Origin of the sequence: Burkholderia sp. AU31652, from assembly GCF_002223155.1 — a bacterium.
Taxonomy (GTDB): domain Bacteria; phylum Pseudomonadota; class Gammaproteobacteria; order Burkholderiales; family Burkholderiaceae; genus Burkholderia.
In genome coordinates this window covers 848,824-871,807 of the sequence record NZ_NKFG01000004.1, presented here as the reverse complement: position 1 = coordinate 871,807, position 22,984 = coordinate 848,824, and the positions used below count along the sequence as shown (strand labels likewise).

General features: G+C 68.0%; 25 protein-coding genes. 6 read left to right on the top strand and 19 right to left on the bottom strand.

Translation table 11 applies throughout. The annotated features are described in order from the left end of the window. Positions 1 to 13: 13 nt before the first annotated feature. The 3 genes from CFB40_RS16460 to CFB40_RS39085 form a co-directional block, all read right to left on the bottom strand. Positions 14 to 1,351 carry a glutamine synthetase family protein gene (locus tag CFB40_RS16460; protein ID WP_089426495.1) on the bottom strand — a complete coding sequence of 446 codons (1,338 nt, stop codon included), beginning with the start codon at positions 1,349 to 1,351 and terminating at the stop codon, positions 14 to 16. A 27-nt stretch (positions 1,352 to 1,378) separates the two neighbouring features. Further along, positions 1,379 to 2,167, bottom strand: a complete 789-nt coding sequence (locus CFB40_RS16455; protein WP_089426494.1) for a gamma-glutamyl-gamma-aminobutyrate hydrolase family protein — start codon at positions 2,165 to 2,167, stop codon at positions 1,379 to 1,381. 283 nt (positions 2,168 to 2,450) lie between these two features. Continuing rightward, the gene (locus CFB40_RS39085; RefSeq protein ID WP_043184603.1) at positions 2,451 to 2,636 is read right to left on the bottom strand and encodes a hypothetical protein; all 186 of its coding nucleotides are present in this window, start codon (positions 2,634 to 2,636) and stop codon (positions 2,451 to 2,453) included. Positions 2,637 to 3,091: 455 nt separating this feature from the next. Here CFB40_RS39085 and CFB40_RS16445 point away from each other — a divergent pair, with 455 nt between their 5' ends. Together CFB40_RS16445 and CFB40_RS16440 are read left to right on the top strand one after the other, a co-directional pair. Then, positions 3,092 to 3,643, top strand: a complete 552-nt coding sequence (locus CFB40_RS16445; RefSeq protein WP_089426670.1) for a cupin domain-containing protein — start codon at positions 3,092 to 3,094, stop codon at positions 3,641 to 3,643. Between the two features lie 95 nt (positions 3,644 to 3,738). Further along, entirely contained in the window at positions 3,739 to 5,229 is a 1,491-nt protein-coding gene (locus tag CFB40_RS16440) for an aldehyde dehydrogenase (protein WP_089431799.1), read from the top strand. Between the two features lie 64 nt (positions 5,230 to 5,293). On the opposite strand, the gene CFB40_RS16435 is transcribed toward CFB40_RS16440, so the two are convergent. Further along, positions 5,294 to 5,494, bottom strand: coding sequence for a heavy-metal-associated domain-containing protein (locus CFB40_RS16435; RefSeq protein WP_011353438.1), 201 nt, complete (start codon positions 5,492 to 5,494; stop codon positions 5,294 to 5,296). Positions 5,495 to 5,843: 349 nt separating this feature from the next. Between CFB40_RS16435 and CFB40_RS16430 the strand changes: the two genes are divergently transcribed. Further along, positions 5,844 to 6,176, top strand: a complete 333-nt coding sequence (locus CFB40_RS16430) for a cupredoxin domain-containing protein (protein WP_011353437.1) — start codon at positions 5,844 to 5,846, stop codon at positions 6,174 to 6,176. A gap of 12 nt (positions 6,177 to 6,188) precedes the next feature. Continuing rightward, complete coding sequence (locus CFB40_RS16425) at positions 6,189 to 7,025, top strand: FTR1 family iron permease (protein WP_089431798.1); 837 nt, start codon at positions 6,189 to 6,191, stop codon at positions 7,023 to 7,025. A gap of 87 nt (positions 7,026 to 7,112) precedes the next feature. Here CFB40_RS16425 and CFB40_RS16420 read toward each other — a convergent pair whose 3' ends face one another. From CFB40_RS16420 to CFB40_RS16380, 9 genes are all read right to left on the bottom strand, one after another. Continuing rightward, a complete protein-coding gene (locus CFB40_RS16420; RefSeq protein ID WP_021162109.1) occupies positions 7,113 to 7,331 on the bottom strand; it encodes a hypothetical protein in 219 nt (72 codons plus the stop codon). Beyond that, the gene (locus tag CFB40_RS16415; protein ID WP_089426491.1) at positions 7,331 to 7,822 is read right to left on the bottom strand and encodes a hypothetical protein; all 492 of its coding nucleotides are present in this window, start codon (positions 7,820 to 7,822) and stop codon (positions 7,331 to 7,333) included. Before CFB40_RS16415 ends, CFB40_RS16420 begins: the two co-directional genes overlap by 1 nt. Before the next feature lie 67 nt (positions 7,823 to 7,889). Beyond that, a complete protein-coding gene (locus CFB40_RS16410; RefSeq protein ID WP_011353433.1) occupies positions 7,890 to 8,210 on the bottom strand; it encodes a helix-turn-helix domain-containing protein in 321 nt (106 codons plus the stop codon). Beyond that, entirely contained in the window at positions 8,203 to 8,568 is a 366-nt protein-coding gene (locus CFB40_RS16405; protein WP_089426490.1) for a type II toxin-antitoxin system RelE/ParE family toxin, read from the bottom strand. Before CFB40_RS16405 ends, CFB40_RS16410 begins: the two co-directional genes overlap by 8 nt. A gap of 129 nt (positions 8,569 to 8,697) precedes the next feature. Beyond that, a complete protein-coding gene (gene glmS / locus CFB40_RS16400) occupies positions 8,698 to 10,515 on the bottom strand; it encodes a glutamine--fructose-6-phosphate transaminase (isomerizing) (protein WP_089431797.1) in 1,818 nt (605 codons plus the stop codon). A gap of 55 nt (positions 10,516 to 10,570) precedes the next feature. Beyond that, positions 10,571 to 11,932: a bifunctional UDP-N-acetylglucosamine diphosphorylase/glucosamine-1-phosphate N-acetyltransferase GlmU gene (gene glmU, locus CFB40_RS16395; RefSeq protein ID WP_089431796.1), complete on the bottom strand. Its 1,362-nt coding sequence runs from the start codon at positions 11,930 to 11,932 to the stop codon at positions 10,571 to 10,573. A 134-nt stretch (positions 11,933 to 12,066) separates the two neighbouring features. Then, positions 12,067 to 13,062, bottom strand: a complete 996-nt coding sequence (gene ttcA / locus CFB40_RS16390; RefSeq protein WP_089431795.1) for a tRNA 2-thiocytidine(32) synthetase TtcA — start codon at positions 13,060 to 13,062, stop codon at positions 12,067 to 12,069. Then, complete coding sequence (locus CFB40_RS16385) at positions 13,059 to 13,463, bottom strand: dihydroneopterin aldolase (protein ID WP_089431794.1); 405 nt, start codon at positions 13,461 to 13,463, stop codon at positions 13,059 to 13,061. Before CFB40_RS16385 ends, ttcA begins: the two co-directional genes overlap by 4 nt. A 79-nt stretch (positions 13,464 to 13,542) precedes the next feature. After that, positions 13,543 to 14,286, bottom strand: a complete 744-nt coding sequence (locus CFB40_RS16380) for an SDR family oxidoreductase (protein ID WP_089431793.1) — start codon at positions 14,284 to 14,286, stop codon at positions 13,543 to 13,545. A 13-nt stretch (positions 14,287 to 14,299) separates the two neighbouring features. On the opposite strand from CFB40_RS16380, the gene CFB40_RS16375 reads away from it, so the two are divergent. Continuing rightward, the gene (locus CFB40_RS16375; protein ID WP_089426486.1) at positions 14,300 to 15,493 is read left to right on the top strand and encodes a class I SAM-dependent methyltransferase; all 1,194 of its coding nucleotides are present in this window, start codon (positions 14,300 to 14,302) and stop codon (positions 15,491 to 15,493) included. A gap of 11 nt (positions 15,494 to 15,504) precedes the next feature. Continuing rightward, positions 15,505 to 15,699, top strand: coding sequence for a DUF2905 domain-containing protein (locus tag CFB40_RS16370; protein ID WP_039355363.1), 195 nt, complete (start codon positions 15,505 to 15,507; stop codon positions 15,697 to 15,699). Positions 15,700 to 15,721: 22 nt separating this feature from the next. Here CFB40_RS16370 and CFB40_RS16365 read toward each other — a convergent pair whose 3' ends face one another. The 6 genes from CFB40_RS16365 to CFB40_RS16340 all read right to left on the bottom strand — a co-directional run bounded on the left by CFB40_RS16365 (position 15,722) and on the right by CFB40_RS16340 (position 22,811). Next, the gene (locus CFB40_RS16365; RefSeq protein WP_069249042.1) at positions 15,722 to 15,943 is read right to left on the bottom strand and encodes a hypothetical protein; all 222 of its coding nucleotides are present in this window, start codon (positions 15,941 to 15,943) and stop codon (positions 15,722 to 15,724) included. Positions 15,944 to 16,044: 101 nt separating this feature from the next. Next, positions 16,045 to 16,953: a carbohydrate kinase family protein gene (locus CFB40_RS16360; protein WP_089426485.1), complete on the bottom strand. Its 909-nt coding sequence runs from the start codon at positions 16,951 to 16,953 to the stop codon at positions 16,045 to 16,047. Further along, on the bottom strand, positions 16,950 to 18,230 hold the full coding sequence (locus tag CFB40_RS16355) for an AGE family epimerase/isomerase (RefSeq protein ID WP_089426484.1): 1,281 nt from the start codon (positions 18,228 to 18,230) through the stop codon (positions 16,950 to 16,952). Before CFB40_RS16355 ends, CFB40_RS16360 begins: the two co-directional genes overlap by 4 nt. Continuing rightward, a complete protein-coding gene (locus CFB40_RS16350; protein ID WP_039355370.1) occupies positions 18,227 to 19,246 on the bottom strand; it encodes a LacI family DNA-binding transcriptional regulator in 1,020 nt (339 codons plus the stop codon). Before CFB40_RS16350 ends, CFB40_RS16355 begins: the two co-directional genes overlap by 4 nt. A gap of 362 nt (positions 19,247 to 19,608) precedes the next feature. Beyond that, a complete protein-coding gene (locus CFB40_RS16345) occupies positions 19,609 to 21,447 on the bottom strand; it encodes an EAL domain-containing protein (RefSeq protein WP_089431900.1) in 1,839 nt (612 codons plus the stop codon). A 332-nt stretch (positions 21,448 to 21,779) separates the two neighbouring features. Next, positions 21,780 to 22,811, bottom strand: coding sequence for a bile acid:sodium symporter family protein (locus tag CFB40_RS16340; RefSeq protein WP_089426483.1), 1,032 nt, complete (start codon positions 22,809 to 22,811; stop codon positions 21,780 to 21,782). Between the last annotated feature and the right edge of the window lie 173 nt (positions 22,812 to 22,984).

Here is a 22,984-nt window from a genome sequence, read left to right as displayed (position 1 = left end):
GTCGAGTGCACGCTCAGACGTGCAGCAGCAGATGGCGGCGTTCCCACGAGCTGATCACGCGGAAGAACGCTTCGTATTCGGTTTCCTTCAGCGCGAAATACGCCTTCAGGAACTTGTGGCCGAGGATCTCGCCGAGCGGCTCGCAGGCGGCCATCAGCGTCAGCCCTTCCTCGAGGTTGCGCGGCAGCTGGTACGGCAGGTCGTAGCCGTCGCTGACGAGCGGCTCGGTCGGCTCCAGGCGCTGCGTCATGCCGAGATAGCCGGCCGCGAGCGTCGCGGCGAGCGCGAGGTACGGGTTGCAGTCGACGCCGGGGATGCGGTTCTCGATGCGGCGTGCCGACGGGCCCGAGTGCGGGATGCGGAAGCCGACCGTGCGGTTGTCGTAGCCCCACTGCACGTTGATCGGCGCAGCCATGAAGCGCGACAGGCGGCGATACGAGTTGATGTACGGCGCGAAGATCGGCATCAGCGCCGGCGTGTACTTCTGCAGCCCCGCGAGGAAGTTGTAGAACATCGACGTCGCGCCGCCGGTTTCCGGCGACGTGAACAGGTTCTGGCCCGTTTCCTCGTCGACGATGCTCTGGTGCACGTGCATCGCCGAGCCCGGTTCGTCTTCCATCGGCTTGGCCATGAACGTCGCGTACATGTTGTGACGCAGCGCGGCCTCGCGCACCGTGCGCTTGAACAGGAACACCTGGTCGGCGAGCGACAGCGCGTCGCCGTGCATGAAGTTGATCTCCATCTGCGCGGCGCCGACTTCGTGGATCAGCGTGTCGATGTCGAGGTTCTGCGCTTCGCAGTACTCGTAGATGTCCTCGAACAGCGGGTCGAACTCGTTGACGGCCTCGATCGAATACGACTGGCGGCCCGTTTCGGGGCGGCCCGTGCGGCCGACCGGCGGGCGCAGCGGCAGGTCGGGGTCCTTGTTCATGTCGACCAGGTAGAACTCGAGTTCCGGCGCGACGACGGGCTTCCAGCCCTTCGCCTTGTACAGGTCGAGCACGCGGCGCAGCACGTAGCGCGGCGAGATCTCGACCGGCGAGCCGTCGAAGTGCACGCAGTCGTGGATCACCTGCGCGGTCGGGTCGACGGCCCACGGGATCAGGCGGATCGTCGACGTGTCGGGCACGCACACCATGTCGGGGTCGGTCACGCCGGTCAGCGAGCCGTCTTCCGGATATTCGCCGGTGACGGTCTGCACCATCACGGCCTGCGGCAGGCGCATCGACTCGCCGGACGTGAACTTGTTGCGCGGCGTGATCTTGCCGCGCGCGATACCGGCCATGTCGGGAATGATCGCTTCGATCTCGGTGATCCGGTGCTGCTTCAGAAAGTCTTCGATGTCTTGCATGTCTGTTCTCGTTGGTTGGGTCGGCGCTCAGGCGAGCGCGGCGGCGGCCATGGCGCGCGTGCGGGCAGCGCGGCGGACGCGGCAGGCATCGCCGAAGGCGCGGAAGATCGCGCTCGACAGCGGGTCCTGCGCATGGCGCCACTCCGGATGCCACTGCACGGCGAGGGCGAAAGCCGGCGCATCGACGACGCTCACGGCTTCGATCAGCCCGTCCGGCGCGACGGCCTCGACGGCGAGGCCGGAGCCGAGTTGCGCGATGCCCTGCTTGTGCAGCGAGTTCACGTGCACTTCGTCGCGGCCGCCGGCGAGCGCGTGCAGCGTGCCGCCGGGCGTCAGGCGCACGACGTGCGCGGGGCCGTACTGCGTCTCCATCGGCGCGTCGTCGTCCTCGCGGTGATCGGCGAGGCCCGGCACTTCGTGCACGCGCTGGTGCAGCGTGCCGCCGCAGACGACGTTCAGCTCCTGGAAGCCGCGGCAGACGGCCAGCACGGGCACGCCCGCGGCGATCGCCGCGCGCAGCAGCGGCAGCGTGGTCGCGTCGCGGGCCGGGTCGTGCTTCGTGCCCGGTGCGCTCGGTTCGCCGCCGTACCGGTGCGGCTCGACGTTCGAGTAACTGCCGGTAAACAGCAGGCCGTCGACCGTGTCGAGTACGTCGTCGACCGACTGGCGCTCGCCGAGCGCGGGCAGCACCATCGCGAACGCCTGCGCACCATCGACGATCGCGGCGACGTATTTGTCGCCGACCGTATGCGACGCATGCGCGCCGATTTGCGTGTGGTCGGCGGTGATGCCGACGAGGGGTTTCCTTCTATCCATGACGTCAATCAGTTATCCGGAGGGTTGTTGCGTCTTGCTTGCCGGATGTGGCGAAACGCCGGCGTGCAACAGCCCCGCAGCCTTGCGCGAGACGCAGGGCCGCTGGTGAATGGGCGCAACGGGATGGCGTGGCGATCCGCGCTGCGCGCGACGATCAGGCCGTCGTTCGTTTCATTGCGACACGCGACGCGGCAACGCATGCGCGAACGCGTTCCGTCACCGCACGGACGATGCGGTTGGCGAATCAGCAGATGAAACGAACGACGTAAAGAAAGGAGAGGCGCTACGGCAGCAGCGACGCCACTTCGTCGGTATCGACGGCGACGAATGCGCGTGCGGAAACGGCGTTGTGACGCCGAACGGAACGACGGGACAGGATGGTGTAGATCGACAGGTGAAGCAGGCGAGGACTATGCCAGCCGCAACTGCCGTCGTCGGAAGCGGACGCCGCGCTGCGCAAACTTCGCACATCGCCTCGATCCCACCTCACCAGAGGGCCACGGACTCTCACGATTACACTCGACTGGGTTGTTGAAAGTATTGAACACCTGACCGTTTCGACGCGCGGGGCGTTTAAAATAATCAAGGCGCCGGTTACGCGTTATTTACATTGATGGGCATCAATTTTTGCGTTGCAATAACGTTTTTTGCTGCCGATGAATGCTTGATGACGCTAACCTGAGAGCCAGCATATACGAGCCAAAAACGGCGTCAAATGTTTTTTAACGGTGCTGTATCAGGGCTTTCCCGAGCAGTGCGAACAAAAGATTCGCAAAAGGAATAATCGGCGGGGTGTTCATTATTTCGAACGCCTTTCAGGGTTTTCCCCGCTGATGTGCGGCATAAAGTGATTAGAATATTCAACGGCTGTCCACCGCGTCGTTTCACTTTGTCATCGCACTTATCGTGTCCGAAACCGAATCGATGTCCACCGAAGTCGCCGAGCGCCTGCGTTTCGTGCGCAACAAGCATGGCCTGTCGCAGCGCGAACTCGCGAAGCGGGCCGGCGTGACCAACGGCACGATCTCGCTGATCGAACAGGGCCGCGTGAGCCCGTCGGTCGGCTCGTTGAAGAAGCTGCTCGAATGCATCCCGATGAGTCTCGCGGAGTTCTTCACGTTCGAGCTCGTCGAATCGCGCTCGGTCGTGTCGCGTCGCGACGAGATGCCGAACCTCGGCAACGACACGCTCGCGTTTCATCTGGTCGGCGCGAGCATGAAGGATCGCAACATGTGCATCCTGCGCGAGATCTACCAGCCGCAGGCCGATACGGGGCCCGAGATGCTCGTGCACGCGGGGCACGAGGGCGGGGTCGTCGTGTCGGGCCGGCTCGAGCTGACCGTCGACGGCGCGACGTGGCTGCTCGACCCCGGAGACGGCTACTACTTCGAAAGCCGTTTGCCGCACCGTTTTCGCAATCCCAGCGCGGACCTGATCTGCGAGGTCGTCTCGGCCAATTCGCCGGCGACCTTCTGAGCTCCCCCGCGCGTCACTGCATTCGCTGCCGGCCGGCTGCGCGTCATGCGCAGCGGCGTGCCGCATCGCGAATGCCAAAAAACTGAGGCATCCTGATGAACAAGTTGACTTTGGCTGACTGGCAGGACAAGGCGGCGTCGCTCGAGATCGAAGGGCGCGCATTCATCGACGGCGCGTCGTGCGACGCGCACGGCGGCAAGACGTTCGACTGCGTGAGCCCGATCGACGGCCGCGTGCTCGTGAAGGTCGCCGATTGCGGCGAAGCCGACGTGAACGCGGCTGTTGCCGCCGCGCGCCGCGCGTTCGACGCGGGCGTGTGGGCCGGGCTGAACCCGCGTGCGCGCAAGGCCGTGCTGCTGCGCTGGGCCGCGCTGATGCGCGAGCATCTCGACGAGCTGTCACTGCTCGAAACGCTCGACGCCGGCAAGCCGATCGGCGACACGACGACGGTCGACGTGCCGGGCGCCGCGTACTGCGTCGAATGGTTTGCGGAAGCGATCGACAAGGTGGGCGGCGAGGTTGCGCCGGCCGATCATCATCTCGTCGGTCTCGTCACGCGTGAGCCGGTCGGCGTGGTGGCCGCCGTCGTGCCGTGGAACTTCCCGATCCTGATGGCCGCGTGGAAATTCGGTCCCGCGCTCGCGGCCGGCAACAGCGTCGTGCTGAAGCCGTCGGAGAAATCGCCGCTGACCGCGATCCGTGTCGCGCAACTCGCGGTTGAGGCCGGCATTCCCGCGGGCGTGTTCAACGTCGTGCCGGGCGCGGGCGAGCCGGGCAAGCTGCTCGCGCTGCATCGCGACGTCGACTGCATCGCGTTCACGGGCTCGACGGCGGTCGGCAAGCTGATCATGCAGTACGCCGCGCAGTCGAACCTGAAGCGCGCGTGGCTCGAACTCGGCGGCAAGTCGCCGAACATCGTGCTGCCCGATTGTCCCGATCTCGACCGCGCGGCGCAGGCGGCTGCCGGCGCGATCTTCTACAACATGGGCGAGATGTGCACGGCAGGCTCGCGCCTGCTCGTGCACCGCGACATCAAGGACGCGTTCATCGAGAAGCTCGTCGCGGCCGCGCGTGCGTACGTGCCCGGCAATCCGCTCGATCCGTCGGTGTCGATGGGCGCGATCGTCGACGGCATCCAGCTCGAGCGCGTGCTCGGCTATATCGAGGCCGGTCGCAGCGAAGGCAGGCTCGTCACGGGTGGTGCGCGCGTGAAGGCGGAAACGGGCGGCTTCTACGTGGAGCCGACGGTGTTCGAGGTGAAGCCCGACGCGAAGATCGCGCGCGAGGAGATCTTCGGGCCCGTGCTGTCGGTGATCGTGTTCGACGACGTCGACGAAGCGGTGCGGATCGCGAACGACACCGAATACGGGCTGGCCGCGGCCGTGTGGACGTCGAACCTGACGACCGCGCACGACGTGTCGCGCCGGCTGCGTGCGGGCACCGTCTGGGTGAACTGCTACGACGAGGGCGGCGACATGAACTTCCCGTTTGGCGGCTACAAGCAGTCGGGCAACGGCCGCGACAAGTCGCTGCATGCGCTCGAGAAATACACCGAGCTGAAGTCGACGCTGATCCGGCTGCGCTGACGCGCAATCGGGCGCGGGCGCAGCGCCGGTCGGCGGTGTGCCCGCGGTTCGCAGGGTGCGGACGTTATGCGGCGCGCAGCGCGGGGTGGAAGCCGGCGGCTTCGATGATCGACTGCACGCGCTCGGCGCCTTGCGCCGATTCGACCTTGACGATCTTCGCCGCGACGTCGATGTCGAGCTTCGCGGCGGGATCGGCGGCCGTCACCGCGCGCGTGATGGCGTTGGCGCAGCCGCCGCAGGTCATGTCCTGGACTTCGAATTCCATCGTGTTCTCCTGAGTTGACGATTGACAAGCATCGACAGCATGAAGCTTGCCACGGTGGGAAGGTCAAGCGTACGCGTGTTGCGGGAAATCCATGTCGCGGCGTCGCTGCAGCGACAGACGGTTGTAAGCGTGAAGTCTGACGAATTGCGGTCGCGCCTTTGACGTCATTCGGAATTTATCCCGATTGACGGCGAAGCATTCCGGGCACGGCGGGGCGGATGCCTTGCCGGGCAACGCGTGACGGCGATCCATGAAGCGTGATCACCATGTCGCCAGTAAGGGTACGCGAGTTGAAAATGCGAATCGATCTTAGTATCGGTTCCCTTCGATATTTCAATTCGTTACCCTCATGAACCGTTTTGCTTTCGGCTTCGCGCTGGCCCTGCTGGGCGCATCGGCCACGTCCGCATTCGCGGCCGACGATGTCGTCAACCTGACCCTGAAGGACCACAAGTTTTCGCCCGATGGCGTGACGATCCCGGCCGGCAAGAAGGTGAAGTTCGTCGTGAAGAACCTCGACGCGACGCCCGCCGAATTCGAGAGCGACGACTTCAAGGCGGAGAAGGTCGTGCCTGCGGGCAAGTCGGTGGAGATCCTGGTCGGGCCGCTGAAGGCCGGCACGTACGAATTCCACGACGAGTATCACGAAGCGCAGTCGAAGACGCACCTGACCGTCAAATAAGCCCCTATCGCCATGTTGTCTACTGCCCTGATCATCTTTCGTGAAGTGCTCGAGGCCGCGCTGGTGGTGTCGATCGTGATGGCCGCCACCAAGGGCGTGCCGCGGCGCGGCTGGTGGGTCGGCGGCGGGCTGGCGGGCGGCGTGATCGGCGCCGGCCTGATCGCCGCGTTCGCCGACGGGATCTCGCAGTGGGCGTCCGGCATGGGGCAGGAAGTCTTCAACGCGGGCGTGATGTTCGTCGCGACGCTGATGCTCGCGTGGCACAGCATCTGGATGAGCCGGCACGGCCGCGAGATGGCGATGCAGATGACCGCGGTCGGGCGCGCCGTCGCGGACGGCAGCAAGCCGCTGACGGGGCTGGCGATCGTGGTCGGCGTCGCGGTATTGCGCGAAGGCTCCGAGGCCGTGCTGTTCCTGTACGGCATCGCGGCGGGCGATCCGGGGCAGACGCCGCAGATGATCGTCGGCGGGCTGCTGGGTGTGCTGGGCGGCGCCGGGCTCGGCTACGGGATGTATGCGGGCCTGCTGCAGATTCCGCTGAAGCGCCTGTTCTCCGTCACCAACTGGCTGATCGTGCTGCTCGCGGCGGGGATGGCCAGCCAGTGCGTCGGCTTCCTGCTCTCGGCGGGCCTCGTGCCGTCGTGGGGCGATACGATCTGGGATACGTCGTGGCTGCTCAAGGATTCGAGCCTTGTCGGCAAGGCGCTGCATGCGCTGATCGGCTATACCGCGCGACCGGCGGGGATCCAGATCGTCGCGTACCTCGCGACACTGGCCACGATCGTCGGGCTGGCACGGCTCGTCGGCCGGCCGCAGACGGCCATGCGGCCGCCACGGCCTGCAGCCTGAGTTGTTCGGGGTCGACGAGGAAAGGGGCGTCCATGACGCCCCTTTTTTTCATTTGCGGTGTGCAGCCGGCCGATGCGTGGCGCCGGCTCAGCGGTGGCTGTCGATCCAGGCGCGAGCCCATTCGAGCCCTGCTTCGCGCGCATCGTCCTCGGTGTCGAACACACCGAGCACGCCCGACGCCTCGACCAGCTTGTTGTTCTGCGTGATCGTGCCGCTCGCCGCGAAGCGCTCGGGTTGCAGGATCTCGTCCTGCTGCAGGATCGCGTGGCCCCAGATCTGGTAGCCGTGGTAGGTTTGCGCTTCCATTATCGAGTCACCTCCGCGGAGCGGCCGTGCGTGCCGACCTGCAGCACGTTGCCGTCCGGCGTGTATTGACGCGGGATGTTGGAGTAACTCAGTGCGTGCGGCGCATCGGGCGCAGCCGGCTGCATCACCGTCAGGCGTCCCGGTGCGGGCTGCGCAACGGGGCGCGGAGCGGCCGGCGTCCCGGCCGCGGGCGGGCGATGCGAATCGGCTTTCACCGCCTGCGCGACGCGGCGCTTGTGCGGCTTCGCCGCGGCTTTCGGGGTGGCGTTCGCGTGCTTCTCCGCGCTCTTGCCGGTGCGCGCGTCGGCGCCCGTGTGCGTGGCCGGGGTACGGGCATCCGGCATACGGGCTTCCGGCGTACGGGCTTCCGGCGCATGGGCCGCCGGCTTCCGCGCCTCGGGCGGGTTCCAGACCTCGACGTAATGCTCGGCGGCCCAGCCCGTCGACGCGAACGTCAGCGCCAGCACACCGCATCCAATCAGTCTTACCATTGTCTCTCCGTCATATTCCTTGCGACCCGCGTTCGGCCGGCCGTGCATGCGCATTCGGGGCAGTGGCTCAGGAGAACACCTCGAGCCCGTGCTTCTCGACGATCTGCAGCATCCGGGCGGCGATGCCGCTCGGCCGCTTGTCGCCCTGTTCCCATTGGCGGATCGTCGAAGCCGTCGTGTTCAGGTAGAGCGCGAACACGCTCTGGCTGACGTTGACGGATTTGCGGATGCGGGCGATTGCCTCGGGGTCGAACTGCGGCGCGGCTTCGATGCAGAGATCGTCGTATTCGCGCATCGTCTTCTTGTCGATCAGCTTGGCGCGATAGAGGCCCGACGCGGCGCTGTGAATCGCCTCCGTCGCATCGCTCTTGAATCGACTCTTAGCCATTGCAAATCTCCACAAGCTCTTTAAGTGCGATCAGCGTCGCGACCTCGGTGTCGCTGCGGCGCCCGATATCCGCGGCGAGCTTTCTGAAGGCGCGCAGTTCGCGTTCGTCGATGTCGTCCCGATCGCGTTTCGCGAACAGGAACACGAACACCCACGCTCGCCCGACCTTGCTCAGCACGATCCCGCGCTGCCGATTGCCGTCCAGGCGCTTTTTCCAGACGTTGCCGCCGAGCTCGGTGCCCTGGCCGCGTGCCAGTTCCTGCGCGACGCGGCAGCGTTCGGCATCGGCGATACCTGATTTTCTCGCTGCCTTGTGAAACCACTTCGTCTTGAAGACGCGTCGTACGGAAGCAGGCATGTCGGGTCGGTCGAGTTTGCACAGGATTATATACCACCAAGTGGTATATATTTCGACCTGGCCGAATGGCCTGCTTCACGCCGGACCGCGCCCGGGACGGCCCGGCGGAGGCCATCCCGACTTCCCGCCTTATTCCACCGTCACCGACTTCGCGAGGTTCCGCGGCTTGTCGACGTCGGTGCCGCGCGCGCACGCGGTGTGATACGCGAGCAATTGCAGCGGCACGACGTGCAGGATCGGCGACAGTTGCCCGTAGTGCTCCGGCATCCGGATCACGTGCAGGCCGTCGTCGTTGACGATCTGCGTGTCGGCATCGGCGAACACGTACAGCTCGCCGCCGCGCGCACGCACTTCCTGCATGTTCGACTTCAGCTTCTCGAGCAGCGTGTCGTTCGGCGCGACCGTGACGACCGGCATCGCTTCCGTGACGAGCGCGAGCGGCCCGTGCTTCAGTTCGCCGGCCGGATAGGCCTCGGCGTGGATGTACGAGATTTCCTTCAGCTTCAGCGCGCCTTCGAGCGCGATCGGGTAGTGCAGCCCGCGGCCGAGGAACAGCGCGTTTTCCTTGCGCGCGAATTCCTCCGACCACGCGATGATCTGCGGCTCCAGCGCGAGCACGCTGTTCAGCGCGGCCGGCAGGTGGCGCAGCTGCTTCAGGAATTCGGCTTCCTGCGCGGCATCGACGTGCCCGCGCAGCTTGCCGAGCGTGGCCGCCAGCACAAACAGCGCGACGAGCTGCGTCGTGAACGCCTTCGTCGACGCGACGCCGATCTCGGTGCCCGCGTGCGTCAGGAACTGCATTTCGGTGAGGCGCACCATCGCGCTCGTCGCGACGTTGCAGACCGCGAGCGTATGCGTATGGCCGAGCGACTGCGCGTGCTTGAGCGCGGCGAGCGTGTCGGCGGTCTCGCCCGATTGCGAGATCACCAGCACGAGCTGGCGCGGGTTCGGCACCGATTCGCGGTAGCGGTATTCGCTCGCGATCTCGACCTGGGTCGGGATCTTCGCGATCGATTCGAGCCAGTACTTCGCGGTCAGGCCCGAGTAGTAGCTCGTACCGCACGCGAGGATCAGCAGGCTGTCGATCTCCGCGAACGCGGCGGGCGCGGCGTCGCCGAACAGCGTCGCGTCGAATGCATCCGTCTGCGGCACGGTATCGCTGAGCGCGCGCGGCTGCTCGAAGATTTCCTTCTGCATGAAGTGGCGATACGGCCCGAGTTCGACCGCGCCGCCGTAGGCGCTGACCACGCGGATCTCGCGCTGCACGGTGGCGCCGTTGCGGTCGACGATCTTCACGCCGTCGAGCGACAGCTCGCACACGTCGCCTTCCTCGAGGAACGTGAAGCGGTCGGTGCTGCCCGCGAGCGCGAGTGCGTCGGACGCGAGGAAGTTCTCGCCGTCGCCGTGGCCGACCACGAGCGGCGAACCCTGGCGCGCGCCGACGACGGTGTGCGGCTGGTCCTTGTGGATCACGGCGATCGCATACGCGCCGTGCAGCTGGCCCACCGCCTCGCGCACCGCGTCGAACAGGTTGCCGCGATACAGGCTGTGCACGAGGTGGGCGATCACTTCGGTGTCGGTCTGCGACACGAATTCGTAGCCCTTCGCGCGCAGCGCTTCGCGCAGCGCTTCGAAGTTCTCGATGATGCCGTTGTGGACGAGCGCGAGCGCGTTCGACGAGAAGATCGGATGCGCGTTGTGCGTGACGGGCGCGCCGTGCGTCGCCCAGCGCGTGTGCGCGACGCCGGTGGTGCCTTCGAGGTGCGATTCGCGCACCTGCGCGTCGAGATCGGCGACGCGTGCGACGCTGCGCGCGCGCTTCGGTGCGCCTGGCTCGAGCACGGCGACGCCGCACGAGTCGTAGCCACGGTATTCGAGGCGCCGCAATCCTTCGATCAGCACCGGAACGATATTACGCTGCGCAACTGCGCCGACAATGCCGCACATGAATGAGTGAGTCCTGTAAGTCGACGCGGACGCCGTCGGGGCGCCCGCAAAAGGTTCAGCTTTTCTTCTTGACCGGGCGGACGTAGCCGCTCTTCGCGGTCTGGGTCTTCTCGTTCAACGCGAGCAGGCCGTCGGCCACGTCCTTCCAGATCGTCGTGCCGGCGGCGATCGTCACGCCGCGGCCGACGCGCACGGGCGCGACGAGCTGCGTGTCGGAGCCGACGAACACGTCGTCCTCGATCACGGTGCGGAACTTGTTCGCGCCGTCGTAGTTGCAGGTGATCGTGCCCGCGCCGATGTTCACGCGCGCGCCGATGTCGGCGTCGCCGATGTACGTGAGGTGGTTCGCCTTCGAGCCGTGGCCGATCACCGCGTTCTTCACCTCGACGAAGTTGCCGACGTGCGCTTCGTCCGCGAGCTGCGCGCCGGGGCGCAGCCGCGCGTACGGGCCGATCACGGTGTGCGCGCCGAGCTCGGCGCCGTCGATGTGCGTGAACGCGTCGATGCGCGTGCCCGCGCCGACCGACGCGTTGCGGATCACGCAGTTCGCGCCGATCGTCACGTTGTCGGCGAGCGTCACGTTGCCTTCGAACACGCAGTTCACGTCGATCGACACGTCGCGGCCGCAGCGCAGCGTGCCGCGCACGTCGACGCGCGCCGGATCGGCGAGCGTGACGCCGTCGACGAGCAGTGCGTCGGCGATATTGCGCTGGTGGATGCGCTCGAGCTCGGCGAGCTGCGCCTTGCTGTTCACGCCGAGCGTTTCCCATTCCTCGTCGGGCTGCGCGGTGACGACCTCGAAACCGGCCTCGATCGCCAGTTCGACGACGTCGGTCAGGTAGTACTCGCCCTGCGCGTTCTCGTTCGTCAGCGCGCCGAGCCACATCGACAGCTGGGCCGTGGGCGTGACGATGATGCCGGTGTTGATCTCGGCGATCTTCAGCTGTTCGGGCGACGCGTCCTTCTGTTCGACAATGCGCGTGACGAAGCCGGCCGCGTCGCGCACGATGCGGCCGTAGCCGGTCGGATCGTCGAGCGTGACCGTCAGAATCCCGTAGCGGCCTTCGCGCGCGGCGTCGACGAGGCGCTGCAAGGTCGACGCGCGCGTGAGCGGCACGTCGCCGTACAGCACGAGCGTCGGTTGCGCGGGATCGAGGAGCGGCAGCGCCTGGCGCACCGCGTGGCCGGTGCCGAGCTGCTCGGCCTGCACCGCGAACTGGACGTCGGGCGCGGCGACGGCGGCCTGAACCTGCTCGGCGCCGTGACCGACGACGACGACGAGCCGGGACGGCTGCAGCGTGCGCGCGGTGTCGATGACGTGGGAGAGGAGCGGCCTGCCGGCCAGGGGATGAAGCACTTTCGGCAGCGCGGAACGCATGCGCTTGCCGGTGCCTGCCGCCAAAATCACGATATTCATGGCGCCAGCTGTAAGAGGAGTTCGAAGCCGCCTATTTTAGCATGCGGCCCCCGGCGTCCCGGGCCTGTCGCGGCGGGGCGACAGTGCCGGAAAGAGGACTTGCGGCCCCGTTCCGACAAGGGTTCCGGCCCCGCTTACAGGTCGTCGAACTGGACGATCGAGATCGGTTGGGCGCCGCCCGGCGCCGCGCTGTCGTCGCCCGACGCGCACGGTTCCTCGTCGAACGCGATGTCGCCCTGCGGATCGGCCTCGCCCGTCGCGCGCAGCGACTGGAACGGGTACAGCGTCGTGTCCATCAGGTGCGACGGCACGACCTTCGCGAGCGCGTTGAACATGTTCTCGACGCGGCCCGGGAAGCGCTTGTCCCATTCGCGGATCAGCGCCTTCATTTCCGCGCGCTTCAGGTTCGGCTGGCTGCCGCACAGGTTGCACGGGATGATCGGGAATTCGCGCAGTTCCGCGTATTTCTCCAGATCGGTTTCCTTCACGTACGCGAGCGGGCGGATCACGATGTTCTTGCCGTCGTCCGACTGCAGCTTCGGCGGCATCCCCTTCAGCTTGCCGCCGTAGAACATGTTGAGCAGCAGCGTCTGCACGATGTCGTCGCGGTGGTGGCCGAGCGCGATCTTGGTCGCGCCGAGCTCGCCGGCCACGCGGTACAGGATCCCGCGGCGCAGCCGCGAGCACAGCGAGCAGGTCGTCTTGCCCTCGGGCACGAGGCGCTTGACGATGCTGTAGGTGTCCTGGTTCTCGATGTGGAACGGCACGCCGACCTGCTTCAGGTATTCCGGCAGCACGTGCTCGGGGAAGCCCGGCTGCTTCTGGTCGAGGTTCACCGCGACGATGTCGAAATCGATCGGCGCGCGCTCGCGCAGGCGCAGCAGCACGTCGAGCATCGCATAGCTGTCCTTGCCGCCCGACAGGCACACCATCACCTTGTCGCCCTGCTCGATCATGTTGAAGTCGCCGATCGCCTGGCCGACCTGGCGCGCGATCCGCTTGAACAGCTTGTTGTTCTCGTACGCGTCCTTCTGTTCGCGGCGCGTGAGCGCCGGGCGGCCGGCCGGGGCCGCGGGCGTGTCGAGGGTGGCGGCATCGGCCGCCGTGTCATTCATGTGGGGGGCGTTCATGCGCGCTCCTCGTCCTTGATGCGAAAGACTTCGACGCCGACGGCGTCGCAGTCCGGATAAGCGTCCGGTTTCTCGGTACAGACGCGTACCGCGCGCACGGCATCGTGCGCCAGCAGGCGCGCGGCGATCGCGTCGCACAGCGTTTCCTGCAGGTGGATGTGGCCGCGCGCCAGGCATTGCGTGACGCTCTGCTTCATCAGATCGTAGTCGACGATTTCATGCAGCCGGTCGTCGACGGGGGTGGACAGCGCGAGCGGCACGAACAGGTCGATATTGATGACGACGCGCTGCTCGCCGCGCTTCTCGTGTTCGAAGGCACCGATGTTGATGTGCACTTCGTAGTCGCGCAGGTAGAGCCTGCGGCAGTCCGCGAGGCGGGGGTGCAGGAGAGCGGAAAACATGGTCGTCCCAGTCAAATTGGCGTGCGCACACGCAAAGCGGCGCGGGCGGCGGCGCTCAGGCCGCGCGTTTCCGCGCAGTTCATTCATTCGGGCCGACGGCGGGCGGCACGAGGTGCTCGCCGCCGTCGACGGTCAGCGTCGCGCCGGTGACGCCCGGCGCGCTCGCGAGATAGCAGGCGGCCGCCGCGATGTCGTCCGCGTGCGGCGCGTGGCCGCGCACGAGCGCCGCGACCCGCACCTTCGGCGCGAGCGCCAGCGCCAGCGCCGACGTCGCGCGATTCAGCGCGGCCTGCATCAGCGCGTGCGACATCTGCGCCGGCGCAGGGTGAAACAGGGCCTGATCCAGCACGTGGATCGCGCAGGCGCGCAGCGCCTCGTGCTCGCGCGCGGCGTCGGGCGTCGCATCGGCGAGCGCGCGGGCCAGCGCGAGCGGCGCCGTCACGTTGCGCGCGAGGGCGCCGGCGAGCGACGCGCCGTCCACCGTGTGCGCGTCGTCGGCGCCGGCGCTGGCGCTCACGAACACCGCGCACGCGGGCCGGCCGAGCGCCGCGCCGCACGCGGCGACGAGTCCGGCGGCGTCGGCTTCCAGGGCCAGATCGGCGTCGAGCACGACCGCGCGGCGGCCGAGCGCCGCGACTTCGGCGACGAGTGCGTCGGCTGCCGCATGCGGCGCGCCGTGGCTGCGCTGCAGCGCGACGTCCCAGCCGCGCCGGGCGAATCCGGTGGCGAGCGCACGACCGATCGACGCGGCGTCGGCCGCGCTGCCCAGGGCACCCGTGACGAGCGCCACGCGCTGGGTCGACATATCGGCTGAAACGGTCATTTACAATGCCGGGATGAACCCGAAAGCTCACGAACCCGCTAGTTTACCTGCTCCCGGCCCTGACGCGCTTGCGCAGTCCGAAACCCTCGCCGCGCAACTGCGCGACGAGATCGCGGCGGCCGGCGGCTGGCTGCCGTTCGACCGCTTCATGGAGCGCGCGCTGTATGCGCCCGGCCTCGGTTATTACAGCGGCGGCGCGCGCAAGTTCGGGCGCCGCGCCGACGACGGCAGTGACTTCGTCACCGCGCCCGAGCTGTCGCCGCTGTTCGCGCAGACGCTCGCGCAGCCGGTCGCGGAAGCGCTTGCGGCGAGCGGCACGCGCAGCGTGATGGAATTCGGCGCCGGCACGGGCAAGCTCGCGGCCGGGCTGCTCGCGGCGCTCGACGCGCAGGGCGTCGAACTCGACGCCTACCTGATCGTCGATCTCTCGGGCGAGCTGCGCGAGCGGCAGCGCGACACGATCACGGCCGCCGCGCCGGCGCTCGCCGCGAAGGTGCGCTGGCTCGACGCGCTGCCCGAGCGGTTCGACGGCGTCGTGGTCGGTAACGAGGTGCTCGATGCGATGCCGGTGCGCCTGTTCGCGAAGGCGGGCGGCGCATGGCAGGAGCGCGGCGTCGCGCTCGACGCGCGGCAGGCGTTCGTGTTCGAGGACCGCCCGGCCGCACCGGCCGGCTTGCCGCCGGTACTCGCGGGCCTCGACGATGCGGCGGACGGTTACGTGACCGAGACGCACGAGGCCGCGCTGGCGTTCACGCGCACCGTCTGCACGATGCTCGGGCGCGGCGCGGTGCTGCTGGTCGACTACGGCTTTCCCGCGCACGAGTACTACCACCCGCAGCGCGACCGCGGCACGCTGATGTGCCACTACCGTCACCATGCGCACGACGATCCGTTCCTGTACCCGGGGCTGCAGGACATCACCGCGCACGTCGAATTCACCGGCATCTACGACGCGGCCGTCGCGACCGGCGCCGATTTGCTCGGTTACACGTCGCAGGCGCGCTTCCTGCTGAACGCGGGCATCACCGACGCGTTGTCCGCGATCGATCCGTCGGACATCCACGCGTTCCTGCCGGCCGCGAACGCGGTGCAGAAGCTGATTTCCGAAGCCGAGATGGGCGAGCTGTTCAAGGTGATCGCGTTCTCGCGCGGCATCGACGGCACGCTCGACGCGTTCGCGCGCGGCGACCGCTCGCACGCACTCTGACGGGAGCCGACATGCTGCGCTGGCTGATGACGTCGTTCGTCGCGGTGATGATCCTGACGCGCTGCTGGCCGTGGCTCGGCAAGCTCGGCATCGGGCGGATGCCGGGCGACGTCACGCTGACGCTCGGCGGGCGGCGCTACCCGTTCCCGTTCATGTCGACGCTGGTGCTGACGATGCTGCTGTCGATGGTGGCGCGGCTGCTCTGAGCCGCGCCTGAATGGCGGCGCGCTACAGCTCGATTTCGCCGAGGATCCGGTGCGCGAGCGCCTTTGCCTCCTCGAATGCTTCCTCCTCGCTGGGGCTCGTCGAGTGGACGTCGTAGCGCGTGTTCTCGGTGTCGTCCCCGTCGTCCCGCGCGAGGATCACGTAACCCTGGAACTGCCCGTTGCCCGCATGCTGGGTATGCGCCTTGGCCGTGTAGATGCCCTTCGTGAACGTGTTGGTGTCCATGGTGCTCTCCCGCAAAAGGACACTTCATCGTAGCACTGCGGCGCAGCATGTACAGCGCGGCTTATCGGTGACCGAACGGAGTCCGGCCGCCATCCTGCCCGTCATCGTTCGATCAGCGCGACGACCTCGTCGAGCGTCGGCGCGTGCGCGCCCGTATGCCGGCAGGCCGCGGCGCCCGCCGCCAGCGCGAACACGAGGTGCTCGCGCCAGGTTCGCTGCGGCGCGGCCATCAGGCTGAACAGCATGCCGCCGATCGATGCGTCGCCCGCGCCGACGGTGTCGGCGACCTCGACGCGCGGCGGGCTCGCTTCATGCACGTCGCCGTCCGCGTAGAGCGTCGCCGCCTGCGCGCCGCGCGTGACGAGCACGGCCGCGTGCGGGTTCAGCGCGCGCACCGCGGCGATCGCGTCGGGGCCGTCGCCGCCGAACAGGTGCCGCAGGTCCTCGTCGGACACCTTGATCAGGTCGGCGAGCGCGGCCATCTTCTCGAGCGTCGGCCGGAATGCGGCCGTCATCAGGTTCCGGACGTTCGGGTCGAAGCTGATCTTCACGCCACGCGCGTGCAGGTCGGCCGCGAGCGCGGCCAGCGTGCCGGCGAGCGGTTCGCGCACGAGGCTGATGCAGCCGAAGTGCGCCCATTTCACGTGGTCGGTCCAGCCGGCCGGCAGCCGCGCCGGATCGAACGCGAGGTCGGCGCTCGCTTCGCCGATGAAGAAGTAAGCAGGCGGGCGCGTCTCGTGGACGATCGCGAGCAGCGGCGGCCGCGCGACGCGCTGCAGGAAGCGCAGGTCGAGCCCGGCCGCTTCGCTCGTGCGCCACAGCACGTCGGAGAAGCAGTCCTCGCCGATCGAGCCCGCGAGCGCGCTCGGCACGCCGAGCCGCGCAACCGCGCGTGCGACGTTCCAGCCGGCGCCGCCCGGCACCGAGGTCCATTGCGCGTCGCCCGCGCGCACCATGTCGGTCAGGATGTCGCCTGCCGACACGAAAGCCGGAAACGTGCCGCCGCTCATTGCGTCGGCTCGCTGCGTTGCGCGCGCGCGAGGGTCGCGAGCACGTCGTAGCACGCGCCCATCGTGTGATAGTCGGTCTTGCCGGCCGGGCTCTTCTCGTCGCTGTACTTGCGGTTGTCGCAGGTGAGGATGCGGTACCACGCGCCGTAGCGGTGATCGACGAAGTGGGCCCAGCTGTAGCGCCAGATCTCGTCGTACCAGTCCCAGAAGCGCTCGCTGCCGGTGCGCGCGCCGAGCATCGCGGCGGCCGCGAAGGTTTCCGCCTGCACCCAGAAATACTTGTTGTGGTCGCAGATCGTGAAGTCGGGGCCGAAGCCGTAATACAGGCCGCCGTGATCGGCGTCCCACGCATGCGTGAGCGCCGCGTCGAACAGCTCGGCCGCGCGCGGCACGAGCCAGTCGAGCGGGCGATGCCGCTCGAGGATCAGCAGCAGCTTCGCCCATTCGGTCTGATGCCCGGGCTGGAAGCCCCACGGGCGGAAGATGTTCGAGCTGTCTTCCTTGTTGTAATCCCAGTCGACCGACCAGTCCGCATGGTAGTGCTCCCACACGAGCCCGCCCGACAGCGCGGCCTGGCGCTGCGTGATGTGGGACGCGAGCTTTTCCGCGCGATCGAGGTACGTGAGGTGGCCGGTCGCCTCGTACGCCGCGAGCAGCGCCTCCGTCATGTGCATGTTCGCGTTCTGGCCGCGGTACGACGACACGATCCAGTTCGGCGTCGCATCGTCCGCATAGAGGCCCGCGGCCGCATCCCAGAAACGGTGCTCGGCGAGCTCGAAGGTGGCCGCGATCAGCGGGCGGGCCTCGTCGAGGCCGGCCATCGTCGCGTGCGCGGCCGCGAGCAGCACGAACGCGAGCCCGTAGCAGTGGCGCGTGCCGTCGAGCGTCGCGCGCTTCGCGCCGTCGCGCCAGTCGAGTTCCCAGTCGTAGCCCTGCAGTGCGTCGTCCCAGTGCGCGTCGCGCAGGAAGCGCAGCCCGTGGCGCGCGTATTCCAGGTGGCGCGGATCGCCGAAATGCCGGTACGCCATCGCGTAGTTGAAGACGAACCGGCAACTGCTGACGAGGTGGCGCGACGTGCGGTTGTAGATGCTGCCGTCGTCGCGGAAGTAGTGGTAGAAGCCGCCCGTCGGGTCGAACGCGTTCGTCGCGTAGAAGCGCAGCGTGTCCTCGATGTGCGACAGCAGGAACGACGGGTCGCGGAAACTCGCGACGAACGGCGCGGCTTGCGTGTGGGCGGCCGGCGCGGCCGTGCAGGGTTGGACCGGGGGCATGTTCATGATTCGGTGACCGTGGCGGTATCGAGTGCCGGGGAGCCGGCGGGCTGGCTGCTGGCCCGCACGATCAGCTCGACGGGCAGGGAGATCTCGGTGCGCTCGGGCGCCTCCGCGAGCAGCAGCTCGACGCCGCGGCGGCCGAGCGCCTCCTTGTCGACCGCGAGCGTCGTGAGCGGCGGGCTCGCGTGCGCGGCGGCCGGGATGTTGTCGAAGCCGACGATCGCGATGTCGTCGGGAATGCGCAGCCCGCGCGCGGTGCAGACGCGCTGCGCGGCGAGCGCGGCCGCGTCGTTGTACGCGAACACGGCTTCCGGGCGCGGGCCCGGCGCGTCGAGCAACTGCTCCATCGCGCGTGCTGCGCCGGTGTCGGGATCGAGCCCCGCATCGATCGTCACTTCGTACGCGGGATCGAACAGCCGCCCGGCCTCGAAGAATGCGCGCCGGTAGCCGATCGCGCGCTGCGCGATGCTGTAGTGCGCGGGCGAGCCGCCGATGAACGCGATCCGCGTGCGGCCGGTGGCGAGCAGGTGGCGCATCGCGAGCGCCGCGCCCGTCGCGTTGTCGATGTTCACCGAGCGCAGCCCGGGCGCCCACAGGTCGATCAGCACGAGCGGTCGGCCGGTCGCGGCGAGCGCCTCGATCGTCTCGGGCTCGATGAAGCCGGCCACCGCGATCGCGTCGGGCGCGTGCGGGCGCATCTGGCGCAGCACGTCGTCGTTCGGCCCGACCGTGAGCAGCGTCGGCACGATGCCGCGCTCGCGGCACGCATCCTCGACGCCGTGCAGCACGTGCGAGAAGAATGGGCTGGCCGGGAAGCGGTTGTGCTGGCGATGCAGCAGGAACGTGAGCCGGCGGATGCGCGGCCGCAGTTGCGCGGGATCGTAGCCGAGCCGCTGCGCGATCTCGACGATGCGCGCACGCGTCGCTTCGGACAGGCCCGGCTGGTTTTTCAGCGCGCGGGAGACGGTGCCGATCGAGACCTCTGCCGCCCGCGCCACATCGCGAATGGTCGTACCCATCGTTCGGGGTCCGGTTTGTTTAGGGTGAAAGCGATTGTATAGTAAAACGTATTGCGGAATTCGGGCCGGATAGCCGGGGAATACCCGCAAATTCCCGGGTTTTAAGCGCTAATCTGCGAAAACACCGTTACTAAAAATACTAAACAAAACGCGAAAAAGGCAAGGTGAACGTGCGGGTGCATGGCGAGCGGGAAACGGGCGGCAAGCGGGCTGGCTTCACGTATTCGCGCGAGTCGTGCGCGGTTGCCTCCGCGGGCCGCCGGAAAGGTGCAGTGCAACTAACGGTCTGGCTGCATGGTGCATGAATGCGCGCCCCCGCCGCACCGGCCGCGTCGTGTCTGCAAACGGCGGTCACCCGCCGTTCAGCGGATTGCCACGGCCGGCGGTTCGCCGCGATGGCGCAGCGCAGCGCGGCCCGCATCGAGGTCGACGACCGCGAGCCCATCCGGCTGCTGTTTCGCGCGCCGCTTCGCGAGCGCGGCGACCGATGCGATCTCGTCGCTGCCGTAGCGTTTCGCGCCGTGCGCGCCGGCCGCCACGCCGACCGCGCCGATCGCCATCGTCACGAAGCCGAAGAACGCCGGGTTGCCATGGCGGTCCTCGCCGTGCAGCCCGCCCGCCTGCCGGTCGGCCTGCGTGTAGAAGAGCTGCGCGCCTTCGTTGAAGCGGGCGATCGCGTCGGCGGCGCGTTCGCGCCAGTCGGCGCGCTGGAACAGCACGAGGAAATCGTCGCCGCCGACGTGCCCGAGAAAGTCGCGTTGCGGGTCGCACACGCCGGCCAGCACCGTCGCCGCGAACTTCAGCACCTCGTCGCCCTGCCAGTAGCCGTACTGGTCGTTGAACGGCTTGAACTGGTTCAGGTCGACGTAGCACGCATGAAAGCCGGCGTCGCGCTGGAGCAGGCGGTCGATGTGCGCGCTGATCGGGATGTTGCCGGGCAGGAACGTCAGCGGATTCGCGTAGCGCGCGGCCTCGATGCGCATCTCGGTCACCGCGCGCACCAGGCTCTCGCCGGTGCCGAGCCCGACGTAGCGGCCGTGTTCGGTGATCACGAAGCCGTCCGCGAGATAGCGCTGGTCGTGGCTCGCGAGCAGCATCGCGAGCTGCTCGAAGGTCGTCGCGTTGTCGATCATCAGCGGCGCGTCGTTCGCGAACTGCAGGCACGGCTTCTTCCCGAACACCTCGCGGTGATACGGCAGCGCGAAGCGATCGATGAAGCCGCGGCGATTCACGAGCGCGACGGGCCGCCCGCGTTCGACGAGCGCGACCGCATGCAGGTCGGGCATCCGGTTGAACAGCTCGAGCACGTCGTTGCTGGTCGCGTCGCGCGGCAGCGCCGGCGCCGGCACCAGCATCTTCCCGGCAATCGTGCCGGCCGGCCGCACCGAGCGCGTCGCGCCGGGAAACACCGCGATGTGCGGCGCGCGGATCGCATCGCGCGCGGCCGGCGCGACGACCCGCGACGGCTGCGCGTTCGGCCGGCCGAGCAGGAAGCCCTGTACGCAGCAGATGCCCATGTCGCGCACGACGATCAGGTCGCTTTCGTTCTCGATGCCTTCCGCGATCAGTTTCGCGCCGCTCGCCTGCGCGAAGTGCTGCATCGCCTTCACGGCTTCGAACTTGAGCGGGTCGCGGGCGATGTCGTGGATGAAGAAGCGGTCGATCTTCACGACATCCGGATGCAGGCGCAGCCACAGGTTCATGCTCGCGTTCGCGGTGCCGTAGTCGTCGAGCGCGAACTGGATGCCGGCGTCGCGCAGCGACGCGACCGCCGGGCCGATCTGGGCGACATCGGGAATCGCATTCTGCTCGGTCAGCTCGATCACGATGCGCTCGGCGCCGATCCGCGCGCGCACGAGGAGCTGACGTGCACGCTCGCGTTCGCTGGCGAGCTTCAGGATCGTCCCGGCGCTGAAGTTGAGGAACAGCTTGCCGTCGCAGCCGAGTGCCGCGAATGCGTCGAGGCAGGTGCGCGCGGCGGCCTGTTCGAGCGCGATCGTCTCGCCTTCGCGCGCGGCCTGCGCGAACAGCGCGGCGGGTGGTTCGAGGTCGGTGCCGCGCGGGCCGCGTATCAGGCCCTCGTAGCCGACGACCGTCCCCGACCCGAGATCGACGATCGGCTGGAAGACGGCGGCGAGCGCGCGATCCGCGATCAGGCGCGTGATGCTGGCTGCAGCGGAATCGGAGTGGGGCGCGGGCATGGGCGAGAGCAGCCGAATCGACGGGACGCCCGACATAACGGCATCGCGCGCGGAGAATTGAATGAAGATTTCGTGACGCGATGGGCGTTGGTGGTGCATCGCGTCGGGTGTGAAGCTGGAAGGGCGGTGAGGCGGTGAGGCCGGAAGCGGACGGCGGAAAGCAGGAGGGCGGAAAGCAGGAGGGCGGAAAGCAGGAGGGCGGAAAGCAGGAGGGCGGAAAGCAGGAGGGCGGAAAGCAGGAGGGCGGAAAGCAGGAAGGCGGAAAGCAGGAAGGCAGGAGGACAAAACCGCCGGAACGGCACCCCCCGCTGACCGTCCCGCCGCCCTGCTCGTCAGCGCTTGCCCGGGCTCAGCGCGCCGGACGCCGATGCCGCGTCGCCCTCGTCGTGCTCGCCGCTCATGTCGCGCGCGCCCCAGCGCTGCGCGAGCGCCGCGCACGCCATCAGCTGGATCTGGTGGAACAGCATCAACGGCAGCACGATCGCGCCGACCGCGTTCGCCGAGAAGATCACCTTCGCCATCGGCACGCCGGCCGCGAGGCTCTTCTTCGACCCGCAGAAGATGATCGTGATCTGGTCGGCGCGGTTGAAGCCGAGCCGCTTGCTGACGAACGCGGTCAGCAGCAGCGCGATCGCGAGCAGCACGAGGTTGACGACGAGCAGGCCGCCGAGCGCGCGCGGCGGGATCTGGTGCCACAGGCCTTCGTTGACGGCCTCGCTGAAGGCAACGTAGACGACGAGCAGGATCGAGCCCTGATCGACGAAGCGCAGCACGCCGCGGTTGCGGTCGATCCAGCCGCCGATCATGGGCCGCAGCAACTGGCCGGCGATGAACGGCACGAGCAGCTGCAGCACGATGCTGCCGACGGTGCTCCACGGCGACGCGGCGGCCGCCGACTGCGACGTGATCATCAGCCCGACGAGCGCCGGCGTGACGAAGATCCCGAGCAGGCTCGACGCGGATGCCGCGCACACGGCGGCCGGCACGTTGCCCTTCGCGATCGACGTGAACGCGATCGACGACTGGACCGTCGACGGCAGCGTGCACAGGAACAGCACGCCCGCATACAGCGTCGGCGTGACGAGCGGCTGCAGCACGGGTTTCAGCGCGAGGCCGAGCAGCGGGAACAGCGCGAACGTGCTGAGCAGCACGACCGCGTGCAGCCGCCAGTGGGTCGCACCCGCGATGACGGCTTCGCGCGACAGCTTCGCGCCGTGCAGGAAGAACAGCAGGCCGACGGCGATGTTGGTCGCCCAGTTGAACGCATGGGCGGCCGGGCCACGGCACGGCAGGAAGCTTGCGAGCACGACGGTGCCGACGAGCGCGAGCGTGAAGTTGTCGGGAAGAAAACGGGGACGGGCCATCGGGAACTCGATTCGGAAACGGCAAGGGCGCGCGTCGCGCGCGCGGATGGCGTCATTGTCCCGGTCGGCGATTCACTACACAAATGCATTGTGGGAATCGATTGATGAGCTGATCTCATGCAACAGCGCCCGCGGCATCGGCCCGGCCGGGCGCGAAACGGCAGAAGAATGTT